The organism is Pseudobdellovibrionaceae bacterium (assembly GCA_019637875.1).
Lineage (GTDB): Bacteria > Bdellovibrionota > Bdellovibrionia > Bdellovibrionales > Bdellovibrionaceae > JAHBUW01.
Genome location: JAHBUW010000012.1, coordinates 74735 through 99284 on the forward strand (window position 1 = coordinate 74735; position 24550 = coordinate 99284).

At 59.9% G+C, this 24550-nt stretch carries 22 protein-coding genes; 5 read left to right on the forward strand and 17 right to left on the reverse strand.

What is annotated here, in order from left to right; translation table 11 throughout:
- Nucleotides 1-95: 95 nt before the first annotated feature.
- From KF767_14840 to KF767_14860, 5 genes are read right to left on the reverse strand one after another with little or no spacing between them, the layout of a single operon-like run.
- The gene (locus tag KF767_14840; protein ID MBX3019160.1) at nt 96-380 is read right to left on the reverse strand and encodes a DUF3817 domain-containing protein; all 285 of its coding nucleotides are present in this window, start codon (nt 378-380) and stop codon (nt 96-98) included.
- Nucleotides 377-841: a hypothetical protein gene (locus KF767_14845; GenBank protein MBX3019161.1), complete on the reverse strand. Its 465-nt coding sequence runs from the start codon at nt 839-841 to the stop codon at nt 377-379. The genes KF767_14840 and KF767_14845 overlap by 4 nt, the downstream gene beginning before the upstream one ends.
- On the reverse strand, nt 841-1467 hold the full coding sequence (locus KF767_14850) for a class I SAM-dependent methyltransferase (GenBank protein ID MBX3019162.1): 627 nt from the start codon (nt 1465-1467) through the stop codon (nt 841-843). Before KF767_14850 ends, KF767_14845 begins: the two co-directional genes overlap by 1 nt.
- A gap of 32 nt (nt 1468-1499) precedes the next feature.
- Nucleotides 1500-2441: a hypothetical protein gene (locus KF767_14855; GenBank protein MBX3019163.1), complete on the reverse strand. Its 942-nt coding sequence runs from the start codon at nt 2439-2441 to the stop codon at nt 1500-1502.
- A gap of 36 nt (nt 2442-2477) precedes the next feature.
- Entirely contained in the window at nt 2478-3098 is a 621-nt protein-coding gene (locus tag KF767_14860; protein ID MBX3019164.1) for a TetR family transcriptional regulator, read from the reverse strand.
- 236 nt (nt 3099-3334) lie between these two features.
- Between KF767_14860 and KF767_14865 the strand changes: the two genes are divergently transcribed.
- Nucleotides 3335-3745 carry a hypothetical protein gene (locus tag KF767_14865; protein MBX3019165.1) on the forward strand — a complete coding sequence of 137 codons (411 nt, stop codon included), beginning with the start codon at nt 3335-3337 and terminating at the stop codon, nt 3743-3745.
- Between the two features lie 3 nt (nt 3746-3748).
- On the opposite strand, the gene KF767_14870 is transcribed toward KF767_14865, so the two are convergent.
- From KF767_14870 to KF767_14920, 11 genes are all read right to left on the reverse strand, one after another.
- Nucleotides 3749-5356, reverse strand: a complete 1608-nt coding sequence (locus KF767_14870) for a hypothetical protein (protein ID MBX3019166.1) — start codon at nt 5354-5356, stop codon at nt 3749-3751.
- Nucleotides 5357-5447: 91 nt separating this feature from the next.
- The gene (gene hemB, locus KF767_14875; GenBank protein MBX3019167.1) at nt 5448-6431 is read right to left on the reverse strand and encodes a porphobilinogen synthase; all 984 of its coding nucleotides are present in this window, start codon (nt 6429-6431) and stop codon (nt 5448-5450) included.
- Nucleotides 6388-7524: a ferrochelatase gene (gene hemH / locus KF767_14880; protein MBX3019168.1), complete on the reverse strand. Its 1137-nt coding sequence runs from the start codon at nt 7522-7524 to the stop codon at nt 6388-6390. The genes hemB and hemH overlap by 44 nt, the downstream gene beginning before the upstream one ends.
- Nucleotides 7521-8780, reverse strand: coding sequence for an NAD(P)-binding protein (locus KF767_14885; protein ID MBX3019169.1), 1260 nt, complete (start codon nt 8778-8780; stop codon nt 7521-7523). Before KF767_14885 ends, hemH begins: the two co-directional genes overlap by 4 nt.
- Before the next feature lie 8 nt (nt 8781-8788).
- The gene (hemN, locus tag KF767_14890; protein ID MBX3019170.1) at nt 8789-10132 is read right to left on the reverse strand and encodes an oxygen-independent coproporphyrinogen III oxidase; all 1344 of its coding nucleotides are present in this window, start codon (nt 10130-10132) and stop codon (nt 8789-8791) included.
- 35 nt (nt 10133-10167) lie between these two features.
- A complete protein-coding gene (locus KF767_14895; protein ID MBX3019171.1) occupies nt 10168-11208 on the reverse strand; it encodes a uroporphyrinogen decarboxylase in 1041 nt (346 codons plus the stop codon).
- A complete protein-coding gene (locus KF767_14900; protein ID MBX3019172.1) occupies nt 11205-11894 on the reverse strand; it encodes a response regulator transcription factor in 690 nt (229 codons plus the stop codon). The genes KF767_14895 and KF767_14900 overlap by 4 nt, the downstream gene beginning before the upstream one ends.
- Entirely contained in the window at nt 11891-12799 is a 909-nt protein-coding gene (locus KF767_14905) for a HAMP domain-containing histidine kinase (protein ID MBX3019173.1), read from the reverse strand. Before KF767_14905 ends, KF767_14900 begins: the two co-directional genes overlap by 4 nt.
- Complete coding sequence (locus KF767_14910; protein ID MBX3019174.1) at nt 12796-14076, reverse strand: glutamate-1-semialdehyde 2,1-aminomutase; 1281 nt, start codon at nt 14074-14076, stop codon at nt 12796-12798. Before KF767_14910 ends, KF767_14905 begins: the two co-directional genes overlap by 4 nt.
- A 4-nt stretch (nt 14077-14080) precedes the next feature.
- Entirely contained in the window at nt 14081-15706 is a 1626-nt protein-coding gene (locus tag KF767_14915) for a hypothetical protein (protein MBX3019175.1), read from the reverse strand.
- Nucleotides 15699-16595, reverse strand: a complete 897-nt coding sequence (locus tag KF767_14920) for a hypothetical protein (protein ID MBX3019176.1) — start codon at nt 16593-16595, stop codon at nt 15699-15701. Before KF767_14920 ends, KF767_14915 begins: the two co-directional genes overlap by 8 nt.
- Nucleotides 16596-17062: 467 nt before the next feature.
- Between KF767_14920 and KF767_14925 the strand changes: the two genes are divergently transcribed.
- A complete protein-coding gene (locus KF767_14925) occupies nt 17063-17890 on the forward strand; it encodes a PAS domain S-box protein (GenBank protein MBX3019177.1) in 828 nt (275 codons plus the stop codon).
- Here KF767_14925 and KF767_14930 read toward each other — a convergent pair.
- The gene (locus tag KF767_14930; GenBank protein MBX3019178.1) at nt 17887-18855 is read right to left on the reverse strand and encodes a hypothetical protein; all 969 of its coding nucleotides are present in this window, start codon (nt 18853-18855) and stop codon (nt 17887-17889) included. The genes KF767_14925 and KF767_14930 overlap by 4 nt on opposite strands.
- A gap of 216 nt (nt 18856-19071) precedes the next feature.
- Between KF767_14930 and KF767_14935 the strand changes: the two genes are divergently transcribed.
- The 3 genes from KF767_14935 to KF767_14945 are packed head-to-tail and all read left to right on the forward strand — an operon-like array spanning nt 19072 to nt 24520.
- Nucleotides 19072-19767 carry a TetR/AcrR family transcriptional regulator gene (locus KF767_14935; GenBank protein MBX3019179.1) on the forward strand — a complete coding sequence of 232 codons (696 nt, stop codon included), beginning with the start codon at nt 19072-19074 and terminating at the stop codon, nt 19765-19767.
- Nucleotides 19764-21323, forward strand: coding sequence for a TolC family protein (locus KF767_14940; protein MBX3019180.1), 1560 nt, complete (start codon nt 19764-19766; stop codon nt 21321-21323). The genes KF767_14935 and KF767_14940 overlap by 4 nt, the downstream gene beginning before the upstream one ends.
- On the forward strand, nt 21323-24520 hold the full coding sequence (locus KF767_14945) for an efflux RND transporter permease subunit (protein ID MBX3019181.1): 3198 nt from the start codon (nt 21323-21325) through the stop codon (nt 24518-24520). Before KF767_14940 ends, KF767_14945 begins: the two co-directional genes overlap by 1 nt.
- Nucleotides 24521-24550 lie beyond the last annotated feature (30 nt).

Here is a 24550-nt window from a genome sequence, read left to right on the forward strand (position 1 = left end):
GGACGCCCGCAACGCGAAGTCATTTTTGTGTGGCGGGGCCAAGCATCATGAGTCGGACCGATCACGAATTCGTGAATTTCCGGCGCGAAGACAGATCAAGACAGATAACGACGGTCGAACCAAAACGAGCCGAAGGGAATGGAACTCGTGATCAGCGCGAGGAGGGTCTTCTTCGTCCCCCACTTCTCTTCGAAGGCGAGGGTCAGTGCCGTATAAATGAACATCAAAAACAGCACACCGTGAATCGAGCCCATCAGGGTCACCATCGAGCGGTCTCCGGTGAGTGCCCGATAAGGCATCGCGCCCAGCAGCAGAAGCAGCAGCGAGCTGCCCTCAGCCCAGGTCAGCCAGCGGAAGTAGCGGTGCGGGCTGAAACTCATGACAGCCCCCGAATCCACGCACGCCCCACGTCCATCCAAGGCCACGGAATCGCGCTCAGGACAATCACGAGCGTGAGCGCGATGGTCACCGCGAGTTTTTTGAAGCGCGCCGCGCCCTCGAGGCGACGGGCTTTCGCTTTCATCATGTGGAAGACGCCGATCGCGACGAACATCGTGAGGGGGTGACGGAGGCTCCAGAAGAACACGAACGGATTTTCCAGACTTCCCACGGGATCTTGGAAAAAGGCTTTCGTCCATGGACTCATGCCCGCCCACAACGTGAGGCCGAACAGGAACTGGTATCCGAAACTTTGATCAAACGCCCAAAGCAGATGCTGGTCGCCGCCGTTCCAGGGGCGATTCGCGCGCGCCGCGAGCGAATAACGAACGACCAGATAAAGCCCCGCGAACAGCACCACCCAACGCACCCACGAGTGAATGAAAAGAAGCGGCTCGTACATCACGCGCCTCCGATCAGGACGAGGTGACGTTCGACATCGAGGACCGGCGATTTCAAAATTTCGATGCGCGTCTTCACGTCTTTCGCGATCTTGCGCGCGTCGCGCAGCTCTTCTTCGATTTTTTCCAGACGTCCCTTCAGCAGGAAGTAACGTCCGCCCTGAACGGCGTGCGCGCGGCTGAGTTGCAAGATGACGTCGATGGGTTTGAAAGCACGCGCGGTTACGAGGTCGATCTCGGGCAGGCGTGGGGGAATATCGGCGTTCACTTTCAGGTTGGGGGCGATCGCCGTCGCCCGACGCAAAAACTCCTGCTTCAGTTTGGACTTTTCGAAAAGCTCGAAACGCACGTCGGGAAATTGAATTGCGTAAAGGACTCCGGGCAGTCCGCCGCCCGAGCCGAAATCGGCGACCGCTTTCACGTCTGTCGGAAAATGCCGCAGGGGCAGCAGGCAATCGATCACGTGATTGTCGATCAGATCGTCGAAAGTCATCTTGCGGCTGATCAGATTCAGCTCTTCGTTCGCCGACCACAAAAGATCGAGGTAGCTCTGAAGCTGCGGCAGGGCCGCTTCGCGAAACCCCAATTGCAAAAGAATTGGGCGTCGTTGTTCAAGGGTCGTGGACATGGGACTTTTCTAAGTCGGCGCGGATCGAAAATCTAGCGATTTCCGAGGTGACGGCGCGACCGCGCGAGACTGCCGAGGCCCCGGTGATCGAGTGTGGAGTGTCTTTCGGGGTCCATCTCAAAATCGCGGCATTCGGTGTGGGCGAGCACGCCGGGTTTCACGACGACTTCCGCCAGGGTCACGAAAGGGGCCTGCGCTTCAGGCCAACGCCAATCCAGATTTTCGACCCACTCGCGCGGGGCGTGTTTGCGACCATCGGTCGTCGTCATGGTCGCCGCCTCGAGGACTTGTCCTTCCAGCCAGAAGCAGGCGGGGACGCTATCTTCCGTGAGGTGCCGACGCAGTTCCCGCGCGCGGGCGCCCGGGGCGTCTCCGGGCGCGAGGGCGGGGTTCCAGGCACAAGGCCGCAGACGGTAACGGACGGCCTCCATGGGGCCGAGGCGGTAGGGGTGTTCGCCGTAGTAGCTCAGCTTCTGGTAAGCGGCGGGGGGCGCGGGAATCGCGGCGCGCTCGGGTCCCAGGCGGAGGACCTCTTCGATGCCGAAGGTGCGCCCGGTACTCCAGAATCCTTCGATCTCTTTTTGCCGGCGGATCGCGAGTTCGACGACATCTTTCGCGCCGACCTCTGAATCCGTCGAGAACCGAAAATCCAAACGGGTGTCGGGCGTCGGTGAGTCGGGTCCGGTCATCACGGCGATTTCGGCCGTGAGCTTCGGACCGAAATCTTGAAAGCGCAGTAAAGCGGGGGCTTTTTGTTTGCGGCTGAAAAATCCTTGGCGCAGGCGGGGCGGCAGCTCTTCGCTCACGCGAAATTCCACCCGCGCGCAGACGACCTGGGCGGGGTCGGTTTTGGGGCTCAGGCGTTTGAGAGTGGCGCGGGCGAGGTCCTCGCGGGGAAGGACCCGTTCAAAGACCGGATGCAGGGAGGCCCCCGCCGGAAGCGTGAAGAGCAAAAACAAGAGAAACGCGCGCATGGCATCCCTTAGGATGCGCGGCGCTTGCGGTCAATCCTAACGACCGAAGAGCAGGCTTTGGAAGACGGGAACCATCAGCTGAATGAGCTGCTCGCGGTCGCCGTTCACCAGGCTGGGGTAGCAGGCGACGTGACGGCCGGTCGAGAGCCCTCCCAGAACCGCCAAGACGAGCTCCACGCGGGTTTCGGCATCGGGCGAGTTCAGGCGCGCGACCATCGGCACCACGAGACGCTCGCGGAGCGTTTCGCGGATAATGGGGCCGGCCACTTCACTGGGGGCCGAGCGGTGCAGGATCAGCATCGAACGTTGATCGATTTCCGTTTCATTCCCCAGGATCAGACGGGTGAGAACTTCCGGATATTGGGCGAGTTCAATGCCCGCCAAGGAGTCGATGTGAATGTGTGTTTTGATAACTTCGCGAAACAAACCTTCTTTGGAGCCGAAGTAACGGATGATGAGCGCGGGGTCGATCTTCGCTTCTTGCGCGATCTCGCGCAGGCCCACTTCGTCGTAGGACTTTTGCGCGAGCGCCGCCTGGGCGGCCCAAAGGATGGCTTTTTTCGACGCTTCGGAGTTGCGCGGCCGGGTGGCTTTCGCGGTGTCGGAAGTCGAATTTTCGGAGCCCGCGTTTGCGGACGGATCGGAATTTTCGGTCATAAAACTGAACCCCTCAGCGCTTGTGAGACTGGCACGAGGAGACTGTCGATTACAAGAACAGCTTCGAAAAAAACACCGGGTCTCTCTCGAAGTGGCACCAGTTCTCGGCGTCCACAAGCATTGAGATCATCCTAGCGCTCACTTCGTCCCTCTCGCAACTGGCACCGATCTTGGAGAAGGGCTCTTCATATTTGGTGGGGTTTACGAAATCTAAGGGGCAATTTGGGAGGTCCTTGATGTCAATCTTTGGAAAAAAGGCCGCAGTGGCCTTGCTCATCCTCGCTTCGAGCGGGATGGCAACAGCTGATGAAAACGTGGAAATGAGCCTGACCACGACCTGCAACTGCTATCAGGTGGGAAATAGGGCGGGATATTTGGGTGAGGTTTTCGCGGCCGCCGTGGTCGAAGTTCCTCGCTCGTCGGTGATGGGAAAGACGGAAGAGCAATTGCGCGAAGATCTGACCGCACGTCAGTACCTCGCTCTGCAAGACGCCGCGAGAAGCGCGTGCAGCCTGCAAGCGTCGCGTAACCTTTCGCAGCGTCGCATGGGCAGCGGCTCGGGCGCAGGCGACATGCACTTGTCGCCGATGGAAAGCACACGCGTGCACTGCTCGGCCGACATCCGGATTCGTCTGTCGCGCCGTTAGTAGTTAGTAATTGCAACCCAGGGCCGTGAGGGCCCGGGCGAGCTGGGGATCCTCTCCCGACTCGGAAGAAAGACGGGCCTGTACGCAGGCCGTCAGTTTTTGGAGCGCCTGAGGGCGTGGGGTAACCCACTTCTCGGGCGTTTTCTTTTCCAGGCGCAGCGCTTTGGGAAACAGATCAAATTCACGGGGCACCCACTCGTCGTCGCCAGGGGCGGCGTCGACCGCGAGATCCGGAAAGATCCCTTCACCTTGGTTCGTGCGTCCGTTCGGCTGGTAGAAGAGTTGAACGGTGCGCGCTTCGACGGCTTCGCCGGGGGCTTCTGTGAAGGCGTTGAAGTCTTGGAGCGAGCCTTTGCCGAAGCTACGTTTGCCGACGACCCAGCCGGCGCCAAGATCTTGGACCGCGCCGGCCAGAAGCTCGGACGCGGAGGCGGAGGCCTCGTTGATCAAGACGACGAGGCCGCCCGTGTAGCGACGTTCGCCGGACGTGCGGTAGACCGTTTCCGCCGAGGTCGCGCCGGGCGCTTTCGCACGCACCGCCACCTGATCGGGTCCCGTGAAGAGCGACAGGATGCAGATCGCCTGATCGATGAAGCCGCCCGGATTGTCGCGTAGATCCAGCACGAAGTTCTTCGCGCCGTCCTCTTGCAAGTCATGCAATTGCAGATCGACTTCCGTGCAGAGTGAGAGATTCTGATCGCCGGTCGCGGCGAAGCGCTCGATGCGCACGACGCCCGTCGCGCTGGCGGGCAAGAAACGGCTTTCGATGTTTTTCATGCGGAAGGGCCGACGCGTGACTTTGAAGATGAGCGGTTGTCCCGCGCGTTCGATTTTCAATGTGACGACGGAACCTTCGGGGCCGCGCAGGCGTTTCACGACCTCTTCCGAGGACAGATCGAAGCCGATCTTTTGACCGTCGATCTCAAGTAAAAGGTCGCGGTCTTTCAGGCCCGCTTGGGCGCCGCCGCCACTCGCGATCACGCGCTGAAAGCGGTAGGCGCGGTTCGCGGGGTGCAAGGTCACGCCGACGCCGATGAGGCCCGGATCGTTCGAACCTTGGAACTCTTCGAAGTCCTGATGGGTCATCAAAAAGGCGTGGGCGTCGCGCGACTTCAGCTGACCGTCCAGCGCGGCCAGCACGATTTTGGACTCGGGCGTTCCGGTGGGCACGAGGGCCGCGACGCCGCGGATTTCCGCGCGGTAGTCGAAGGGGGGCGTTTTGCCGATGAGCGCTTTCACGCCCTCTTCCAGCGCTTGAAGTTTGCGGTCGCGGAGCTGGAGGGCCTCTTGATAGGTCGCGGGTTGAAGGCGCGTGATTTCGCGCGCGAGTTTCACGGGGCCGTAATCTTTCAGCAGCTCGTAGCGCGCCGACATTTCGGCTTCGCCGATGAGTTCACGACCATCGGGTACGAGTTTCAGGGCCGAGTTCAGGCCTTCCGCGCAGGTCATGGCGAGCTCGAAGTTGAACTCAAAACACTTCACGGGTTTGAAGTAGGTCTCGATGATGGTGAAGTTCAAACCGGGGTTGGGATCTTTCGCGGCGAGGTCCGCGAACACGGGATGCTGACAGGACGTGAACAGAAGGAGGACGACTTGAACCCAGAATTTCATGGCTCCGGGATCTAGCACAAAGGGCTTCGTGACGGGGAGGGGGCCCTCACCGCCATGTGCTTATTTCATGAGCGGAGAGGGGGCGAATCCCCTAGGTCCGCTTTAAAGCCTCGGCGATTTCGAGGGCCGCGTAGGTGAAGATGATCTCGGCGCCCGCCCGGCGGATCGAAATCAGCGACTCCATCATGATACGGGGGGCGTTGATCCAGCCCTTTTCGCCGCCGGCTTTGATCATCGCGTACTCGCCGCTGACCTGGTAGGCCGCGATGGGTAGATCCGAGGCCTCGCGCAGCTCGCGGATCACGTCCAGATAAGCGAGCGCGGGTTTCACCATCAGAATATCCGCGCCTTCGGCCGCATCCAAACGGGCTTCGCGGCGAGCCTCGCGGCGGTTGCGCGCGTCCATCTGGTAGGTCTTCTTGTCGCCGAAGCTCGGCGCCGACGAGAGCGCGTCGCGGAACGGACCGTAGAACGACGAGGCGTACTTCGCGCAGTAAGACAGGATGCCGACGTTCGTGAAACCCTTCTCGTCGAGTGCTGAGCGGATCGCGCCGATGCGGCCGTCCATCATGTCCGAGGGACAGACGAAGTCCGCGCCCGCTTCGGCGAGCGTGAGGGCCTGCTTCACCAGGACCGCGACGGTTTCGTCGTTCACGATCTGGCCGTCTTTGACGAGGCCGTCGTGTCCGTGGCTGGTGTAAGGGTCGAGCGCGACGTCGCAGAAGATCACGAGATCGGGGTATTCCTTCTTCAGCACGCGCACCGTTTCGGCGCACAGACCCTTCGGGTTGTAGGCCTGGCTGCCGCCGTCGTCTTTGAGCTTTTCGTCGATGACGGGGAAAAGGGCGATCCCCGGAATGCCGAGGTCGACCAGCCGGTCGCAGGTTTCAAACAAGGACTCGCGGCCCTCGCGGAAGATGCCGGGCATGGAGGGGATCGGAATACGCGCCTTCGGATCTTCGACGATGAAGACGGGAAGGACCAGGTTGCGCGCACCGAGGTCGGTCTCGTGGACCATCCGACGGATATTTTCAGTGCGTCGATTTCTGCGTGGCCGCTCGTTCATTTTCAGCATGCTGCAAGTCCTCCAGTTCGATCTCGACCTGTTCTTCGATTCGGTTCAATAAGTAGTTGTGCACTTTTTGGGTCCACTGCGCGTCCGCGTTCAGGCACGGGATGCGGTCGAAGACCTCTCCGCCCAGCGCGAGGAATTTTTCGCGCAGGCCCATGTCGAGCTCCTCGAGCGTCTCCAGGCAGTCCACCGCGAAACCGGGCGCGAGCACCATCAGCTTCTTCACGCCTTTTTGCGCCAGCGCGGTGATCGTGGGATCCGTCGCGGGCGTCAGCCAGGGTTCGCGCGTGAGTTTCGACTGGAAGGTCACGTGCACGGGCACGTTCCGCCACTCGGGGAAACGGGCTTTCAATTTGCGCTCCAGCGCGCGCGAGGTTTCGTAGCACTGGCCGCGGTAACAGAGTTCATGCTGCAAGATCTTACACTCCGGCGTCTTCACGCAATTCTCGCAGCGCGGATGCATTTTCGTCACGTGCCGGACCGGAATCGAATGGTAACTGAAAACGATGGCGTCGGGTTGCTCGAGCTTGCGATGTTCGGCGACCGAGTCCACGAGCGCGTCGATGTAGAAATCCAGATGGTAGTAATGCTGGACGAGCTTGACGCCCCGAAACGGCGAGCGGCGCAGTTTCTCTTTCAAGTTTTCGAAGCTCGTCAGCGTCGAGCTTTCCGCGTACTGCGGGTACATGGGCATGACCATGATGCGCTCGACCTTCTGTTTGCGCAGTTCCAAAAGCGCCTTCATCAGATCGGGTTCGCCGTAACGAAACGCCCAGACGATGGGAAGGTCCATCTGGCGGGTCAACGGCCCCTCTTGAAAATCCATCTTCAGATTTTTGACGAAGTCTTCGGTCAGGTATTTGAGCGGGCTTCCGCGCGAGGTCCAGATTTTCTTGTAAAGCGCGCCCGATTTCGGGGCGCGAAACGGCGCGATGATTCCGTACACGAGGAGCGCGCGGAAAAGCCACGGGCGGTCGATGACGAAGGGATCCATCAAGAACTCGATCAAGTAATTGCGGACATCTTTGGTTTCGGTGGTGCGCGGGGTCCCCAGATTGAGGATCAGTAGGCCCCAGCGGCTGGTTTGCAGGCTCATCGGTTTTTTCCTTCGAACTGGTCGTCGACCCATTCGGTGATTCGGGTCAGCCCGATCCCCGCGACGTAGTTACCGACCAGACGGATCTTGCCCCAGTCCTTCTGGAACTCCGGCTGCACTTGGGCGAGCGCGAAGTCGTAGCGGGGAAGGCCCGCGGGCCATCTTTGGATTTCGACGTGCAGGGCGGGCAGGGCGCGGCCCGTATCGCGGGCGCGGGTCTCCTCGATCAGCTCGCGGATTTTCGCGTCCGGGGCCTGGGCGAGGTTTTCGCCCTTCATGATGTAAGTTTCCGAGCGGTGGGCTTCGCTGCGGCCTTTGAAGATGCGGTCGTTGAAGAGGACGCCCAAGACTTCGCCGCCGAGCTCGGGATGGTTCAGGTAACCGAAACCGTCACGGTCGCGGGCGTCGCGCGTGAAAAAGGCCGTGGCGGTGACGACCGGAACCCGCGGAACCGCCGCGAGCGCCTGAGCCAGCTTGGGCTCCAGGTTTGCCGTCAGGGCGGCCGCCGCAGGCGAGGACAAGGCGATCCAGATTTTACGGACGGCGGGATTCTTGTGAAATTCTTCGAGATCGGCGGGCGTCACGCGTTTTTGGATCAGTTGCGTTCCCGGATCTTCGTTGAGCCTTTCCACGAGCGCGCCGATCAGCTGCCCCATACCACGCGGGAACGAGACGGTGCCTTTGATCCGGCCTTTGAGTTTTGCGCGGCGTTTGCGTTTCGCGAAGAAACGGCCCAGCACGAGCTGCGCGGACAGCTCTTCCGCCGGCAGGACGTAAATCCCGCGCGTGGCGGGACGAAGCAGTCGTTCGGTCGCGGCGTGACCGAGCACGCGCTCGCCCCAGTCGCGGACGCTCTCGTCCGCGCGCGGGGGCATTCGTCCAGAGACGAGACTCCACAAAATCCGCAGCGCCATGAGGACCGACTGCAAAATCGAAAGCGGCCAGCGTTGAAAGCCACGGGACGAGTGGATGAAACGGGCCTTGGATTCGTCGTTCGCTTTTAAGATCGGGATCTCGAGGTCTTTCGCCAACTCCACCAGACTGGGATTCGCCAAAAAACCGTTGGCCGCGGTTTCGGTCGGACCGAAAACCGTTTGCCGCGTCTGGATCATGCCGCCGAACTGACCGGCTTCGTACAAACGCACCCACACCCCGGCCTGACGTAAACGCCAGGCGAGGTAAAGCCCGCTGAACCCGCCACCGATGATGACGTGGTGGGGTTCTTGGCCGTCGGGATGGCGTTTCAGTTCAAACATGTCCGGCCTCAGATCGACGAAGAGAAAATACGGGTTTGGGGTTGCGCGCGGCGGAAACGCAGATCGAAACCCAGACACGCGTTTCGCAGAAACGGGCGGCCCGCGTCGGTGATCTTGAGTTCGTGCGCGTCGAGTTCGACCAAGTGATCGGTCAGCATCGGCGCCAGAAATTCGCGAAGATCTTTTTCCTGCTCGGGACCGGTCAGGCGCACGTGCCCTTGGGTCATGAGCTGCAGGATCTGCGCGCGGGCCGTGCGGTCCTCTTCGCTCAGGCGGTGGCCGCGGAAAATGGGAAGTCCCCCTTTGTCGACGAGCTGTTCGTACTTCGGCAGCACCTTCTCGTTTTGCGCGAACGCGGTCGGCGTTTCCGAGATGGAGCTCACGCCCAGGCCCAGCAGCACGTCGCTCGGCTGATCGCCGTAGCCCATGAAGTTCCGGTGAAGCGTTCCGTTCGTCAACGACTGCGCCAGCGAATCCGTCGGCAGCGCGAAGTGATCCATACCGATCTCGACGTAGCCCGCGTTTTTCAGCTCCGTGCGGGCGATTTCGTAGAGTTTACGTTTCGCTTCGCCCTTCGGCAGATCTTCGTCGCGGAAGAGTTTCTGCCCGGGCTTGATCCACGGAACGAGCGCGAACGAGTACAGCGCGATGCGATCGGGGCGAAGCTGCAGGGTCTTTTCGACCATGACCCCGATGGTCTGTTCGGTTTGTTTCGGCAGTCCGTAGACCAGATCGAAGTTCAGTGAACGGAAACCGAGTTTACGTCCTTCGTTCACGACGGCTTCGGCCTGCTCGTAAGTTTGGTAGCGGTGGATGATGCGCTGGACTTCGGCGTCGAAGTCCTGCACGCCCAGGCTCAGCCGATCAAAGCCCAGCCGCCGCAGGACCTGCAGCTGCGTGGGGCGCGTGCGGCGCGGATCGACCTCGATCGAACCTTCGAAGTTCGAGGTGCGGGTGAGGCCCTCGAGCATTCGGGTCAGCAGCGACTCCATGTTTTCTTCGCTCAAAAAGGTCGGCGAGCCGCCGCCGAGGTGGATGTGCTTGAGCGGGCGCTCGCGAAACTCCGGAACCCGCTCCAGATAAGCCGCGCGCTCTTTCAAAAGTCGCTCGACGTAGGGGATTTCGGTTTTGTGGTTTTTCGTGATCGTCGTATTGCAACCGCAGAAGGTGCAAAGGGTTTCGCAGTATGGGATGTGCAGGTAGAGCGACCACGCGGAATCCTTCGGGGTCAGGGCGTCCTTCAGGGACTTCACCCACTGCTCTTCGGTCGGCGTCTCGGACCAGTAGGGAACGGTGGGATAGCTCGTGTACCGGGGGGCCGGGACGTCGTACTTGCGAATCAGATCGGCCAGGGCCGGGGCACCCGCGGTGCGCGTGACGTCGCCGCTCACGAGAAGACCTCGCGCACGCGCTTCACGAAAGTGCGGACGTTCTCTTCGGGGGTTTGCGGCAGAATCCCGTGACCCAAACCGCAGACCCAACCGCGGCGCTCTTCAGGCGTTAGACGTTGCAACGGCAGGACCCAGCTCCACAGCATGCGGTCAAAATCCGTCGGCGGCAGGAACAGCCATTCGGGATCGAAGTTCCCTTGGATGAAGTGCGCACGCGGATGCGCGGACGACGGGTCGTGCAGAATGTCGGTCAGCTCATGGCGGTGATCGAAGCCCAACCCCTTGAAGGACTTGGTCATCAAACATTTCGCGAGCGCCGACTCGGAGAGTTCTTTGGAGTAGTAACCGATCTTCCCGGGGAACGCGCGCGCCAGGCTTTCCGCCGGCTCCAGCGCCCAGGTCTGGAAGTAGTCGGGGGCGAGCTCGCCCGCTGCCGTGTCGAGGATCATCACGACCTCGGCGCCGCCTTCCAGTTGCAGGCGGATGTTCTCTTTCAAGAGCGGCATCAGGTGCTCGTAGAACTGCGGCAGGATTTGGTTCGCCAGGGTTTTGGCGACTTTCATGCCGCCCTTGTGGCTGCCCTGGGTCGCGTAGGTGAAGAGCGTGAAGGGGCCGCCGATGAAACCGATCAGGCTTTTGTCTTTCGGCAGGACCTTGCGGGTTTCGATCAGCGCTTCTTTCTGGAAGGCGAGCTGGTCCACGACGGTCAAAGGATCGTTCAGTTTCAAAAGTGATTCGTTCGTCAAAGGCATGCGCAGCTTCGGGCCGCCGGCGTCTTCGAAGTAAAGACCCATGCCGAGCGCGTCCAGCGGGAACAGGATATCCGAGAACAGGATCGCCAGATCGAAGTCGAAGTCCTGAATGGGACCCAGCGCGGTTTCGGCGGCGAGTTTCGGCGAACGGCACAGCTCGAGGAACGTGTGATTCTTGCGGAGCGCCTGGTAGTGACGATGGTAACGTCCCGCTTGGCGCATCATCCAGACGGGCGGCGTCGCTTGCGGGATCAGCTCGATGGCGTTTCGAAATTTGTCGTTCATGTCGTTTCCTCGTTTAGATTTTTAACCCACTGATAACCCACGCCGCGAACCGAACGGACGATCTGGCCTTCGTCGTCGCGGATCGTTTGACGGATCCGCACGATGGCGTTGTCGATCGTGCGCTGGGTGGGGAAGTTGTCGTGCCCCCAGACCTGATCCAGGATCTCGTCGCGGTGGACGGGCTTGGGCGAATGTTCGATCAGCATTTGCAGGACGCGGAAGTCCTTCGGCGCGAAGAAGGTGATGCCGCCGGATTCGTCGGTGAAACACATCCGCTCGAGATCCAGCTGGCCCGATGGAAGCTCGATCACCTTGGGCGCGGCTTTGCCGGAGTGGAACTCCATCATGTGGTTGATGCGCAGAAGCAGCTCGCGGAAGTGAAAGGGCTTCGGGATGAACTCTTCGCTGCCGAGCTCGTAAGCCTCAAGACGGTTTTCGGCGGTATTCTGCGCGGTCATGATGATCAAAGGGCGTCCGCGACGTTTCACTTCCATCGCGAGATCAAAACCCGAACCGTCCGGCAGCCCCAGATCCAGAATCGCCAGATCGTATTCGCCCGCGAGGAGCGGCTTCGCTTCGGCGAGACTGCGCGCCCAGTGGACTTCGAAATTTTCTTTCTTCAGACGTTCGCTGAGGGTTTGGCCCAGCGAAGGATCGTCTTCGGTCAGCACGATCTTCAGACTCATCGCGCACCCCCGGCTTTGGCTTTCGGCAGCACGACTTCACCGGGCAGGATCACTTCGACCTGAAAGCCGGGGCCGTCGTCGACGAAACGGATTTCGCCGTCGATCTGATGCAGCAGCTGCGCCGCGAGCGACAGGCCCAGGCCCGATCCGCCCGTGGGGCCTTGCGGAGTGAAGAGCTGGCCGAGCTTCGTGCGGTCGCCCGCGAAGCCTTTACCGTCATCCGAGATCTCGAGTTTGACGTGATCGGGGCCGTTCGCGCCCGGCGTGATCCGAAAGGCGCCCGCGTCCCCGTGCACGACCGCGTTCTGCATCAGGTTCTTGAGCACGGATTCCAGGATGCGGATGTCGGCGCGCAGCTTGGCGTCGCTTTTCAAAGTGATCTGGAGCGGGAACTGCGGTTGCAAGGTCGAGATCACGCTGGCGAGGCTGAGCTCCTGCACGAAGATGCTTTGGCCCGCGCCGCGCGCGAGGAAAAGCGAATTCTCCAGTTGAACTTCCAGGCGCCCCAGGTCTTCGAGGAGCTGCACCGCTGGCCGGCCCAGGTCGCTCGATTTGAAGTCGCTCAGGATGTTTTCGGTTTGCAGCTTCAAGCGCGAAAGCGAGGTCTTCAGCTCGTGACTGAAGGTCGCGAAGAATTTCTGGATCTGGAAGGCCCGGGCGCGCTCTTGCAGGATCAGGGCGAAGAGGGCCGCGCCGCCGATGAGCAGCGACAGGATGAGCGTCAGCATCTCCCAGAAGATCATGCGGTGATGGCGCGCGAGTTCATCCACGCCGAGCGCGCTGCCGCTTTCAACGCGGTCGAAGAACGACAGATTGAAAATCAAAATCCAGACCGCGAGCGCCGTGGTGAAGCCCAGCCAAAGAATCGCTAGGAAAAGGCGCGCGTCGCGGGTCCTCAGTTTCACCGGATCTTCTTTCCGGCGGCTTCGAAGGCGGCCAGGGTTTTGGCTTGGATCTCGGGCGTGTGCGCGAAGCTCATGAAACCCACTTCAAATCCCGACGGCGCGACGTAGACGCCTTCGGCGATCAGCGCGTGGAAGAGCTTCGCGAAGCTTTCTTTCTGTCCGGGGGGCAAATCACCCAAAGAGCGGATCGGCTTTTCACGGCGCTCGTGGAACCAGAAGAGCGAACGGAACTCGCTGACTTGAAGGTTCCAGTCCGTGCGGTCAAACAGCGCTTGCAAATCATTCGCGAATTTTTTGGAGCTCGCGTGAAGCGCGTCGAGTCCGCCTTGGGCTTCCACGCGTTCGAGTGAAGCGAGGCCTGCGGTCATGCCGACGGGGTTCGCGCTGAGCGTGCCCGCTTGGTAGACGGGTCCTGCCGGGGCGACCCAGTCCATGAGCTCGGCGCGTCCGCCGTAGCAGGCGACGTTGAAGCCGCCGCCGAGGACTTTGCCGTAGGCGCAAAGATCGGGGGTGATGCCGGTGACTTCCGCCATGCCGCCTTTGGCGACCCGGAAGCCCGAGATGACTTCGTCGAAAACGAGGAGCGCTCCGTGTTTCGTCGCGATCTCGCGCAGGAATTTCAAGAACTCGGTCCGCTGCGGGAGCAGGCCGTAGTTCGCGGGGATCGGCTCGATCAGGATCGCCGCGATGTCATTGCCGTGGGCTTTGAAGATGCGCTCCACGTCCTCTTCACGGTCGAGCTCGGCGACCAGGGTTTCGCGCGCGGCTTCGGGGCTCACGCCCGCAGAGTCCGACGAGGCTTCGCCGGCCATGCCCGAGCCCGATTTCACGAGCATGCCGTCCGCGTGACCGTGGTAGCAGCCGTTGAACTTCAAAACGTATTTGCGTCCGGTCGCGGCCCGCGCCACGCGGATCAGCGACATGACCGCTTCGGTGCCCGAGGCGACGAAACGGAGCTTTTCAATATGCGGCACCCAGGTTTTGATTTTTTCCGCGAGCGCGAGCGAGTAGGGCTCGCAGGTGCCGAAGCTCCAGGCGGTGCGGATCATCTCTTCGACTTTGGCCTGCACGTGGGGATCGCGGTGTCCCAGGATCAAGGGGCCGAAGCTCATGCAGTAGTCGATGTACTTTTGTCCTTCGACGCTTTCCAGGTAAGCGCCCTGACCGGCTTTGAAAAAGAGGGGCTCGCCACCAACGCTGCGAAACGCGCGGACGGGAGAGTGGACGCCGCCGGGAGCGACTTTTTGCGAGCGGGCGAAGAGTTCTTTGGAGTTCATGATGTTAACCTTTCGAAGAAGTCTCGACCCACGTTTTCCAATCAAGTTCGTTGAAAAACAAGCGATCCTCGAGGGAACGCCCTAAGTCGTGCTCGAGAACTTGGCGCGTGGCGCCGGGCCCGCAGGCGTGGTCTTTTTCCTTCAGGGAGGGAACGTGTTTTATCGCTTCTTTATAAAGCGCGGCGGATCGCCAGAAGAAGGCGACCGCGTTCTTCAAAGTCTCGAGCGTCGCGGCGGTTGGCGCTTTGGGAGTCAGGCGATAGGTCGCGATCAACCGCTCGTCATCCCCGAGTCCGCCCGCACGATCTTCGTGCGAGACCCGCGCCCAGAGGGGGGGAGTCCTGTCGGAGGAGCGACCCGCATTGACGCGCATCAGATGATCGAGGCCGCGCGAAAGACCGGACTCGGTGCCCAAACCTTCATCGCAGCCGCGCACCCAGATTCCCTGCGCCGCAAGTTTCTTCCAGCTTTCGAGTCCCGAGGCCCAGACCCAGGGATCTTTCGGCCCGCGCGACTTCAAAAGTGCCGCGATTTCGGTCGTGAGTGCGCGCGAGTGCGCCAGACGCACGGGCGCGGATTTTACGAACGCGAGCGGATCTGCAGCCGCCGAGGGATCGTCCGAGACCCCACGCACGGGGATCGACGCGGTTTCAAAAAGGTCTTCCGTGCGCAGCGAGGCGACCGGGCCCACGGGGGCGGGCGCTCGTGTCAGTCCGAAGGCGCCGCGGTGGGAAAAATCCACGCCCGCAGGAGTTTGACCACGTTCGATGGTGAGCCGCAGGGACGAGTCGGGTGCCCAGCGGGTTTGCAAAAGGCCGATCTTCAGATGGCATCCGCCGCCGTGGTCGGACAGACGTTGTCTTTCCCAGTGCACGGCCTCGAAGGTCGGCGCGTGATTCAAAGGCGCGAAGATCTGGCGCAGATCCGCGCGATCCGAGCGAATCTCGATGGCGAGCGCGCCCTGCGCGGCGGCGGGGGGATTGAGTTCCAAGGGCAGGGCGATGATCCAGAAATTTTGCAGCCAGCGCTGAAGTTTTTCGCGTGTGGGGGCGAACTCCGCGTAACGGTCATCCAACAGACGGTCCAGCGCGGCCTTCGCCAAAATCAGTCCGTCGCCTTCGCCCTCGGTGAGTTTTTCGATCCGGCGGGGAACGTTTCCGCGCACGGATTTGAACTCCACCGAAGCGGGTTTCACGGGCAGGAAACTTTCGAAGAAACCTTGCAGATTGTGCGCGCGGCGCGGGGACGAGCTCAGGATTTTCCAGTCGCCGCCCTCGGGAAGATCCCGGCGGAGTAAAACCAGATCGCGCGCGTCCGCGCGGGGCAGGGTCGCGACGATTTCGGCGCCGGGTCGATTTTCCGTGGGCAGATCCTTCCACGAATGGACCACGCAGTCGAACTCACCGCGCGCGAGACCCTGGACGAAGTCTTCGGTGAAGACGCCGCGCTCGGGAATTTTCCAAAGCGGATCGGTCAGATTGATGTCGCCGAGGGATTCACGGAAGTGGTGTCCGACCTCGAGGCCCGGCCATGCGGCGCGGAGGGCGTCAGCCACCATATAAGCTTGGATTTTCGCAAGGTCGCTTTGCCGGCTGGCAATCAGGACGCGAGGCGTGGGCTCGTTAGCCACACAGATCCTCCCACCCCATCGGCCGGTGCCACAGCGAATCCCAGGTCTTCTCGGTCAACTGAATGATCCGCGACTGGGCCCGCTGCAGAATGTCCTGCTGACGGTGGTGGTGGATTTCGCTCAAAGAATCGATGTCCTTCAGATCGAAGTCGATAAAGTTCAAGCGTGAGGCCTGCACTTCGCGCAGATCCATGATGTAGTCAAAGCGGGAACCTTTGAGCTTTTCCAGAAACATCATCTCGTCGTTCGAGAGCGGCGCGCAGACGACCAGCGCCCGGCGACCGTCGAAGTCGGGCGGGTTCTGGCTGAGCGCGACTTGCGGGCGATTGAGTTCGGTTTTCATCCGGCGCGCCCAGTAGGTGACATCCGACGACTTCAACGATCCCGCCACCGAAACGGCGAGCTCACCGTTGCCCAGAATCCAGACCTGATCGAAGGGACGCAAAGTCTTGCGCACGACGCCGCCCCAGGTTTGGGTCGTGGAGTCGCGGAAGAACTCGGAGCGGATGCGTTTCACGTCTTCGAACAAAAACTTCGCCCACGGTGCGAAGAAGGACGCCTTGACGGAATCTTTCTGCGCCACTTCCCAGAAGTTTTTGAATTGCGAGAAAACTTCGGTTTCACCAAAGACCGGCGACTGGAGGCCGCTCAGGACTTCGAGGAGGAAAATGTAGGCGTCGGGTCCCGCGATCAGCTCATAGCCTTCACGCTCGGCGAGCTCTTCCCCCCCGAAGTGGGCTGGGGCTTCGCCCCAAGGAAGGATGCTGATCTTTCTCATGCAGGTTTCAAAAACGAGGGCCGCGGGCGAATCCACGACGACGGGCACCGCGCCGACGTTCACGGCGGGGGCTTTCGCTTTCAAATGATGTTCAATAACGAATGGAACCACGTGATCAATGTACTTTGCCGAGGGGGTGTGAATGTCACGGATTTGTCACCGGAACGGGGATTTTCCGAGACACTCATTGACTCAATGCAGCGTTCGCCTTTGAGTCTCTAAGTTTTAGGCAAAATCGGCCACTTTGACGTTCGATCTTGCGAGTGCTTCTCATTCCGGGAGCTGAATCGCGATGCCATCGCTCTCCGCCCTTGGTCCGGCTTTTGGATTCTCTACAGGGGTCCGCGGATGAAGGACAAGGTGGAGCACTTCAGGGGGGCCCGATGTTGAGAGTTTCGACGATTTTGGCGGTGTTGCTGGCGATCGGTTTTCCTTTTCAAGGTTATGCCCAAACGTCTCAAATTCAGACGCCCGTGTGCGAGCTTCCTCGCTAAACCACGCCTCGACCAACGTCCTTCCAGCGAATTCTTCACCTTCAAGTTGATGCCAACTTAGAGGCTCTCGCTCATGCTGAGGGTATGATTCAAGCCAAAAATATCATGCACCGTTCAACTCCGGTTCTGCCGTTTTCGGCGAGCATTCCGGAGGCCATCGAGTTTCTGAAAGCGCAACCCAAGGGTTTTGCCATCGTGCAGGCGACGGCAGATCGCTTTCATGGTGTGCTGACCGAAGCGCAGCTCATGCGCATCTTTCTGCGCTACCAAGCGAATCCGGATCGCGACACTTTGATTTTGTACCGCGATCTTTTCGAACCCGCGCAGTTGATCCACGAAGACGAATACTTTCCCGAGATCGTGAAGAAACTCGTTTCGGCGGCGGGGAATCGCGTTTTTGTCATCGACAACAAATCGAACGTCGTCGGCTACATCACGGCGAAAGACATTCTGCCCTATTTCTCGCCGAAGGGGGCGGACGGGCAGGCGGGCGACACCGCCGGTGAAGCGTTGACGTCGAACCTTTATCTTTACGAGAGCTTCTTCACGAAGTCGCCGTTTCTGATGCACTCGGTGAATCGTGAAGGCGTCATCCAGATGGCGAACGAGGTGCTGCACCGGGTGCTCGGTTTTGAGTTCGGGGAACTGCACGGCCGCACGATCTTCGACATCTATCCGAAAGAGCACCACGCCAAAGCCGAAGCCGGATTGAAGGCGATTTTGAATCAAGGCTACCATTCGGCGATTTCGGCCGAGATGCGCGCGAAAGACGGGAAGACGGTCGCCGTCGAGATGATTTCGCGCGTTTTGACCGATCAGCGCCAAAGCCCCGTGGGCACGATGACGGTCTCGCGCCCCTTGGATATGAATTTGCTGTTGAAAGTGCTGCCCGAAATGGACGCGGGAATCTAGATTCCCGCTCCCGCGTCGACGAACTCAGGGGCGTCCGTCAGAAAGGGCTGCGCGTTCGGGTTCGCCGCGAACTCGCACGATTCGGCGCCCGCTTTGATTTCGCTGCGGATACGTTTCAGCTCGGTCTCTTTCATCGCGAACTCTTTTTCGTCACAGCCGGCTTGGCGGACGTGTTCGCGGATCGCTTCGCCTTCTTCGATCGACATGGTCAGATCCCAAGACGCTTTGATCACGAGCCAGTTTTTCAAGTAACCGCACTGCACGCGGCGGAGCGGGGGCATGTAGCGATCCGGTCCCGCATCGCCTTTGACCGCATTTTCACGCTCGCCGACGGCCTGCAGGTGGTAGTTGTTCTTCTGGTAATTGAAGTAGCTGCAGCGTTTGTTCATCGACCACTTCCAAGCGCCATTGTCGTAGGCGTTTTTCAGCGGAACGAAATGATCGATCGCCATTTTTTCGGCCGACTCGATGATCTCTCCATTATAAGGATCGACCCAGCGGCCGGTCACGACCGAGCAGCCGATGGCGCTGGGGCGGGTCGAGATCTGCTCTTGGGATTCGCGCTGGAGGACGAGACCCCGAGAATCCAGGCAGCTGCCGTCGCGGGCGATCCGGCGCCATTTGCCGAACTGCAGGCGGCGATTGTACTTCTCTTTGGGCTTTTCGAGATTGTCGCGATGTTTGACCCAGTGGAGCAGGTCGACGGTCGTCGCGGTGTCCGCCTTCACGTCGATCGAGAAGTGTCCCGGCGATGATTGCGCGAAGCTATCAACGGCCAAGATGTCGTATTTGTCTCCGACTTCGATCGCACTCTCGGTCCGAAAGTCGTCTACGCTTTGCGCGCGAGCCGACAGAGCGGCGAGGGCAAGAAGCCCCACGCTGAGTCCGATTTTGACCGTTCGGATGACATAAGATCTAGTGACCCGACCTTGGTGCTGCCCCAGTCCCGTTTCGTCTTGAAACATGAACTCCCCCCTCAAATTGTTCCCCTGAGGATATTGAAAACGCTACAAAGGTCCGGGGCAAGCCCCGAATCTTCAGAGTTTACACAGGTTTACACGGAGCAACATTATCATGCGCTCCAGATCTAATATATTTCAGCCCGCGCATGAATGTCCGGAATCAAACGTTTGATTAAAAGGATTTGCTCTTAATCAAATGATTGAATTATCCTTTGAGCCATGTCGGATCCCAAAAAGAAGGTCGAAAATCCCCTGTTCACGGCCACGGAGAATTCCGGCGTCGGCGTGGGGGGCGAAGAGAACGAATCGCGGCGTCGTTTGCTCAGCACGGCGGGACGTTTGTTTGCGGAGAAAGGTTTTGATGGCGTCTCGACTCGCGATATCGCGAACTCGGCGGGCGTGAACATCAGTCTGATCAGCTACTACTTCAACGGCAAAGAAGGGCTTTACACCGCGGTTCTGCGCGACGCCTGCGAAGGCGCGGAAATGAAGCGCGACGAGCTTTTCAAGACGTTCAAGCTGGAAGAGATGACGAAAGACATTTTTGTGAACGTCATGACCACTTTGGTGCGTGAGCTGCTTGAGATGAAAATCAAAAATCCGTTCATGCCGGCCTTGATTCACCGCGAGTTGATCGCGAACTTCCCCCGGGCGCGGGTGTTTGTCGACGACCTGACGAGCCGGGTCCTTCCGTCGATCTTCTCGATTCTCGAAACCGCGCAGAAGAAGGGGATCATCCGTCAGGATTTGCACATCCCGACGTATTTCATGACCATGGTCCACGCGATCGACACCTACTACTTATTCATTCAAACCAAAAGCGCGTCCGCCGATATGTGCATGCAGCTTCCGCAAGAGAAGGAAGCTTACATCCGGCAGAACGTTATTATGTTCATCGAGGGAGTCTTGAAATGAAGTCGAAACTGAAGGCCGTTCTGCAACCGGAGTTGTGGTTGATCCCTCTGGCGGCGCTGGTTTGTGTGGACGCGCAAGCGCAAGGTGCGAAGGTTACCCCGGTGAAGCCAACCGCGATTCGTAAAGACGCGGGCCCGACGATCGACTTGTCCGCCTTCCTCGAACAGGTCGGGCAGCGCAACGGGAACTTCCGCGCGTTGCAATCCTCGCGTGAGGCGGCGGTCGCCCGTCGCCTGCAAGGTGACCTGGAACTTTCGCCGGTTTTCACCGCGAACGCGCAAGCCGTGGACGATAAACGTCCGCAAATTTTCGGCCCCGCGTTTTCACTGACCGGAACGAAAAACCAAGAGGTCTCGCTCGGTCTTTCGAAGAAATTCTCGACGGGAACCCAAGCGTCGTTGACCGGCAGCGTTTCCGAAACCACGACGACCCTCGCGATGGCGGGCGCGCCCGAAAGCAGCACGACCAATGCGATCGGCGGACTGGGGCTTTCGGTTTCGCAAAGCTTGTGGAAGGACTTCTTCGGGACTTCGACCGACCTGCGCCGCGAGCGTGAGTCGTTAATCGAGAAGGCCGAAACCCAAGGCCTGGATCTGCAAACACGCCAAGTGCTGATCGAAGCCGAAGGCGCGTTTTGGGATCACCTCTACTTGAAAGAAGAAATCCGTCAGCGCGAAGACTCCCTCGCGCGCGCCAAAAGAATCGAGACCTGGGTGCGCAACCGCGCTTCGAACGGGATCGGGGACCGCGCCGACGTTTTGAACGCGCAGGGCCTGGTCGCCGGCCGTGAGCTGCAACTGCTGAATAGCGAAGACGAACTGCGCGCCTCGGAAGAGAAGATTCGCGACCTGCTCGAAATGGGCGCGGCCGAGCCGCTGCCGAATCTCGCGGGAAATCTTGAGGGCGCGCGCTCGCCGCAAGCCTTCATCGACGGCGCGATCCGCGCGCGTGGAGAAACGGCCGACAGTGCCGCGCAAGTGGTGCGCTTGGACGCTTACCTGTCGGTTCTGGAAGCGAGGACCAAAGCGGTCGTCGCGCGCGAGGTCGCCGAAGGCGTGAAACCCGACTTGGTTTTGCAAGGGATGTATAAGACCAATTCCGTGGAGGACGGCATGAGTGCCGCGTTCAGCGGCGTGACCGATCCCGCGAAACCGACCACCATGGTCGGCGTGAAGTTCACCTACCTTTTGGACGGGGGCGTGAAAGATGCGGCCCGCAATTCCGCGAAAATGGAATCATTGGCGGCGGAGCAGCGTCAAAGCCGCAAGCTGATGGAAAGTCAGACCTCTTGGGAAGAGCTGCAGCGCCGTCACGCGGAGCTCACCAAGAAGATCGATGCGGCGGCGAAATCGAGCACGATCCAAACGCAAAAAGCCGACGCCGAACGCGATCGTTTGGCGAAGGGACGCACGATCACGTCCACGGTGATCCTGGCCGAACAAGACGCGGCCGAATCCCAGCTGTCGCTGGCGAAAATGCGCGCCGAGCAGCGCAAACTGGAATCGCAAGGAAGACTTTTTATCCAAATTTCCGAACAGCTTTCGGAGGCTAAATAATGAATCTCGCATCACTCTCCATCAAACGACCGATCTTCATCACGTGTATCGTGAGTCTGATGCTGATCCTGGGGTTCTTCTCGCTGAAGAAGATGCCCGTCGATCTGTTTCCGGACGTGACGTTCCCGATCGTTTTCGTCCAGACCATCTATCCCGGTGCGTCCCCTGTCGACGTTGAAAAACTGATCGTGAAGCCCATCGAAGACGAACTCGGTTCGCTGTCGGGTCTGAAGACTTTGACTTCGACCGCGGCCGAGTCGGTGGGTTACGTCATCCTTGAGTTTCAGCTCGGGACCGACGTCAAAGACGCCGAACAACAGGTGCGTCAGCGACTGGGGAATATCCAGCGGACTCTTCCGGCCGATATGGAAACGCCGATCGTGCGTCGTTTCGATCCCGCGGATCAAGCGATCATCCGTTTGGCCGTCATCAGCGAGATGCCGCCCGCCGAACTTTTCGATATGGTGGATGAACTCGTCAAACCGCAGTTCGAGACCATCGATGGCGTCGGTCAAGTCGACATCATCGGGGGCCGTAAGCGCGAGATCCAGGTCCTCGTCGACAAAAAGAAAGTTGAAGACCGTCGTTTGTCGCTGTCGCAGATCGCGGACAAGATCCGCGCGACTTCGAAGGACGTTCCCGTCGGGAAACTGGACTCGGGCAAGTCCGAGATGTCCTACCGCGCCAGCGGTGAATTCGAGTCCATCGGTTCGATCAATAACGTGAACGTCAGCTTTTTCGGTTCGGACGTCTCGACGCCGCTGTCGCAAGTCGCGCGGGTCGTCGAGGGCCTGGAAGAAGAGACGGCGTTTTCGACCTTGATGACCCGTGGCGGGAATTTCGAAAGAAAACCCGCGATCTTTCTGGACGTCTTTAAACAGTCCGGCGGGAACTCGGTGGCCGTCGTCGATCAGGTCTTGTCCCGTCTGGGCAAGGTGAACGAGACCCTCGCGGCCAAGGGAATTTCCGCGAAAATTGAACGCGTCCGCGACACGGCGGGACCCATCCGGCTGAACATCTTTGACGTCACCGAATCCATCGTGATCGGGATCATCCTTTGCGTCGTCGTCGTTTTGTTCTTCCTGGGTTCGTTCCGTTCGACGTTCATCACGGGGATGGCGCTGCCGAACTCGCTGTTGGGCGGTTTCGTCCTGATGTACGCGATGGGCTTTTCGATCAATATCATGTCGCTGCTCGCGCTGTCGCTGGCGGTCGGTCTATTGATCGATGACGCGATCGTCGTGCGGGAAAACATCTTCCGTCACTTGGAAATGGGGAAAAGCCCGAAGGATGCGGCCCTCGAAGGGACGTCCGAAGTGGCGCTCGCCGTCGTCGCCACGACCCTCGTCGTGATCGCGGTCTTCGGGCCGATCGCGTTCTTGGATGGAATCATCGGCCAGTTTTTCCGACAGTTCGGATTGACGGTCTGTTTTACCATGTTGATTTCGCTGTTCGATGCGTTCACGGTCGCGCCGATGCTGTCGGCTTACATGGCCGCGCCCGTTCACGGCGAGAAGAAGGGGTTCTGGAACAGCATCTTCAAGAAATTTGACGCTTTCCAGACGAAGCTGGAAAACGTGTACGTCGTGATCCTGAAGTGGGTCATGCGTTACCGCATGGTCACCCTGGGCGGCGCGGTCGTGATCTTCGTCGCGTCCATGTCGCTGGTCGCGTTCATCCCGAAAACCTTCTTGCCCGCAGGGGATAACGGAGAGTTCGCCGTGATGGTGGAGCTGCCGGTGGGGTCGTCGATGTCGCAAACCAAAGAAACCGTCAAAGCGGTCGAAGACAGACTCAAGGAGCTGTCCGAGATCGAGCTGATGGCGACCGTCGTCGGCTCGACGCAAGGGGCTTCGGCGGCGAACAAGGGGACCGTTTTCGTGGCGTTGGTGCCCGCGAAAGAGCGCTCGGCCAATACCTCGCAGGTGAAAGAAAAGGTGCGTGAGTTCTTCAAGGGAGATACGTCGGGTACGATCTTTTCGGTCGGCGATATCGATATCGGCGGTGGTAACCAAAAGATCTTCAACCTGAATTTGTTCGGCGAGAACTTGGAAGAGCTGGCGGCTTACGCGGATAAGTTCAAAGCACGTTTCGAGAAAATTCCCGGCGTCGTCGACGTCGATACGAACTTCCGGGCGGGGAAGCCCGAATTCCACGTCGCGTTTGACCGCGTGAAATCCGAGCAGCTCGGGGTCTCGACCGTGATGGCGGGAGCCGAACTGCGTGCGCGGGTTGAAGGAACGGTGGCCTCGACTTACCGTAAGGATGGTCGCGAATACGATATCCGCGTTCGTTTGGACGAACAAGATCGTGACTTGCGCAAGAACTTCAATTCGACGCTGGTTCCGAACGTCAATATGGATAAGATCCCTTTGAACCGGGTCGCCCACGGGGTCGAGAAAGTCGCGTACTCGCAGATCAACCGTTCGAACAAAGCGCGCTACATTCAGATCAATGCCGGTCTGGGGCCGGATGGCTCGCTCGGGACGGTCATGGCCGAAGCCGAACGTATCCTGAAAGAGGACCCGGAGCTCAAGATGCCCGCGGGCATCAGCTACCGCTTCCTGGGGCAGGCCGAGAACTTCCAAGAGCTCATCGCGAACATGCTCATGGCGATGTTCTTAGGGGTCGTTTTCATCTACTTGGTGCTCGCTTCGCTGTACGAGAGCTTCGTGACGCCGTTTGCGATCTTGCTGGCGCTGCCGCTGGCGATCTGCGGGGCGATGGTCGCTTTGTTCATGTTCGGCAAGTCGATCGACTTGTTCAGTATGATCGGGATCGTGCTATTGCTCGGGGTCGTGGCCAAGAACTCCATCCTTCTGGTCGATTACACGAACCAGATGATGGATCAAGGTGTCGATCGCACGAAAGCGCTGATCGAGGCGGGACGCGTCCGTCTGCGCCCGATCTTGATGACGTCGCTCGCGCTGATCGCGGGAATGATTCCGATCGCTTACGGTCTGAACGAAGCGTCGGCGCAGCGGACTTCGATGGGGATCGCGATCATCGGGGGTCTGATCAGTTCGACGATTTTGACTCTGGTCGTGGTGCCGGCGGCGTTCGGTTACATCGACGACTTCCGGATCTTCTTCCACCGCAAGATCTTGCGTCGGAAGGACTACAATCCCCACGGTCAGGGGCCGACGCCTCCGACCTCCTCCACGAACGGTCATCACGACCTGCCGATGGCGAAGTAAAAAGAAAAACCCGGCTCCGGCCGGGTTTTT

Excerpts from the sequence above, each read along its gene's own strand:
- KF767_14840 (MBX3019160.1), bottom strand. The coding sequence starts at position 380 with ATGAGTTTCAGCCCGCACCGCTACTTCCGCTGGCTGACCTGGGCTGAG.
- KF767_14845 (MBX3019161.1), bottom strand. The coding sequence starts at position 841 with ATGTACGAGCCGCTTCTTTTCATTCACTCGTGGGTGCGTTGGGTGGTG.
- KF767_14850 (MBX3019162.1), bottom strand. The coding sequence starts at position 1,467 with ATGTCCACGACCCTTGAACAACGACGCCCAATTCTTTTGCAATTGGGG.
- KF767_14855 (MBX3019163.1), bottom strand. The coding sequence starts at position 2,441 with ATGCGCGCGTTTCTCTTGTTTTTGCTCTTCACGCTTCCGGCGGGGGCC.
- KF767_14860 (MBX3019164.1), bottom strand. The coding sequence starts at position 3,098 with ATGACCGAAAATTCCGATCCGTCCGCAAACGCGGGCTCCGAAAATTCG.
- KF767_14865 (MBX3019165.1), top strand. The coding sequence starts at position 3,335 with ATGTCAATCTTTGGAAAAAAGGCCGCAGTGGCCTTGCTCATCCTCGCT.
- KF767_14870 (MBX3019166.1), bottom strand. The coding sequence starts at position 5,356 with ATGAAATTCTGGGTTCAAGTCGTCCTCCTTCTGTTCACGTCCTGTCAG.
- hemB (MBX3019167.1), bottom strand. The coding sequence starts at position 6,431 with ATGCTGAAAATGAACGAGCGGCCACGCAGAAATCGACGCACTGAAAAT.
- hemH (MBX3019168.1), bottom strand. The coding sequence starts at position 7,524 with ATGAGCCTGCAAACCAGCCGCTGGGGCCTACTGATCCTCAATCTGGGG.
- KF767_14885 (MBX3019169.1), bottom strand. The coding sequence starts at position 8,780 with ATGTTTGAACTGAAACGCCATCCCGACGGCCAAGAACCCCACCACGTC.
- KF767_14895 (MBX3019171.1), bottom strand. The coding sequence starts at position 11,208 with ATGAACGACAAATTTCGAAACGCCATCGAGCTGATCCCGCAAGCGACG.
- KF767_14900 (MBX3019172.1), bottom strand. The coding sequence starts at position 11,894 with ATGAGTCTGAAGATCGTGCTGACCGAAGACGATCCTTCGCTGGGCCAA.
- KF767_14910 (MBX3019174.1), bottom strand. The coding sequence starts at position 14,076 with ATGAACTCCAAAGAACTCTTCGCCCGCTCGCAAAAAGTCGCTCCCGGC.
- KF767_14925 (MBX3019177.1), top strand. The coding sequence starts at position 17,063 with ATGATTCAAGCCAAAAATATCATGCACCGTTCAACTCCGGTTCTGCCG.
- KF767_14930 (MBX3019178.1), bottom strand. The coding sequence starts at position 18,855 with ATGTTTCAAGACGAAACGGGACTGGGGCAGCACCAAGGTCGGGTCACT.
- KF767_14935 (MBX3019179.1), top strand. The coding sequence starts at position 19,072 with ATGTCGGATCCCAAAAAGAAGGTCGAAAATCCCCTGTTCACGGCCACG.
- KF767_14940 (MBX3019180.1), top strand. The coding sequence starts at position 19,764 with ATGAAGTCGAAACTGAAGGCCGTTCTGCAACCGGAGTTGTGGTTGATC.
- KF767_14945 (MBX3019181.1), top strand. The coding sequence starts at position 21,323 with ATGAATCTCGCATCACTCTCCATCAAACGACCGATCTTCATCACGTGT.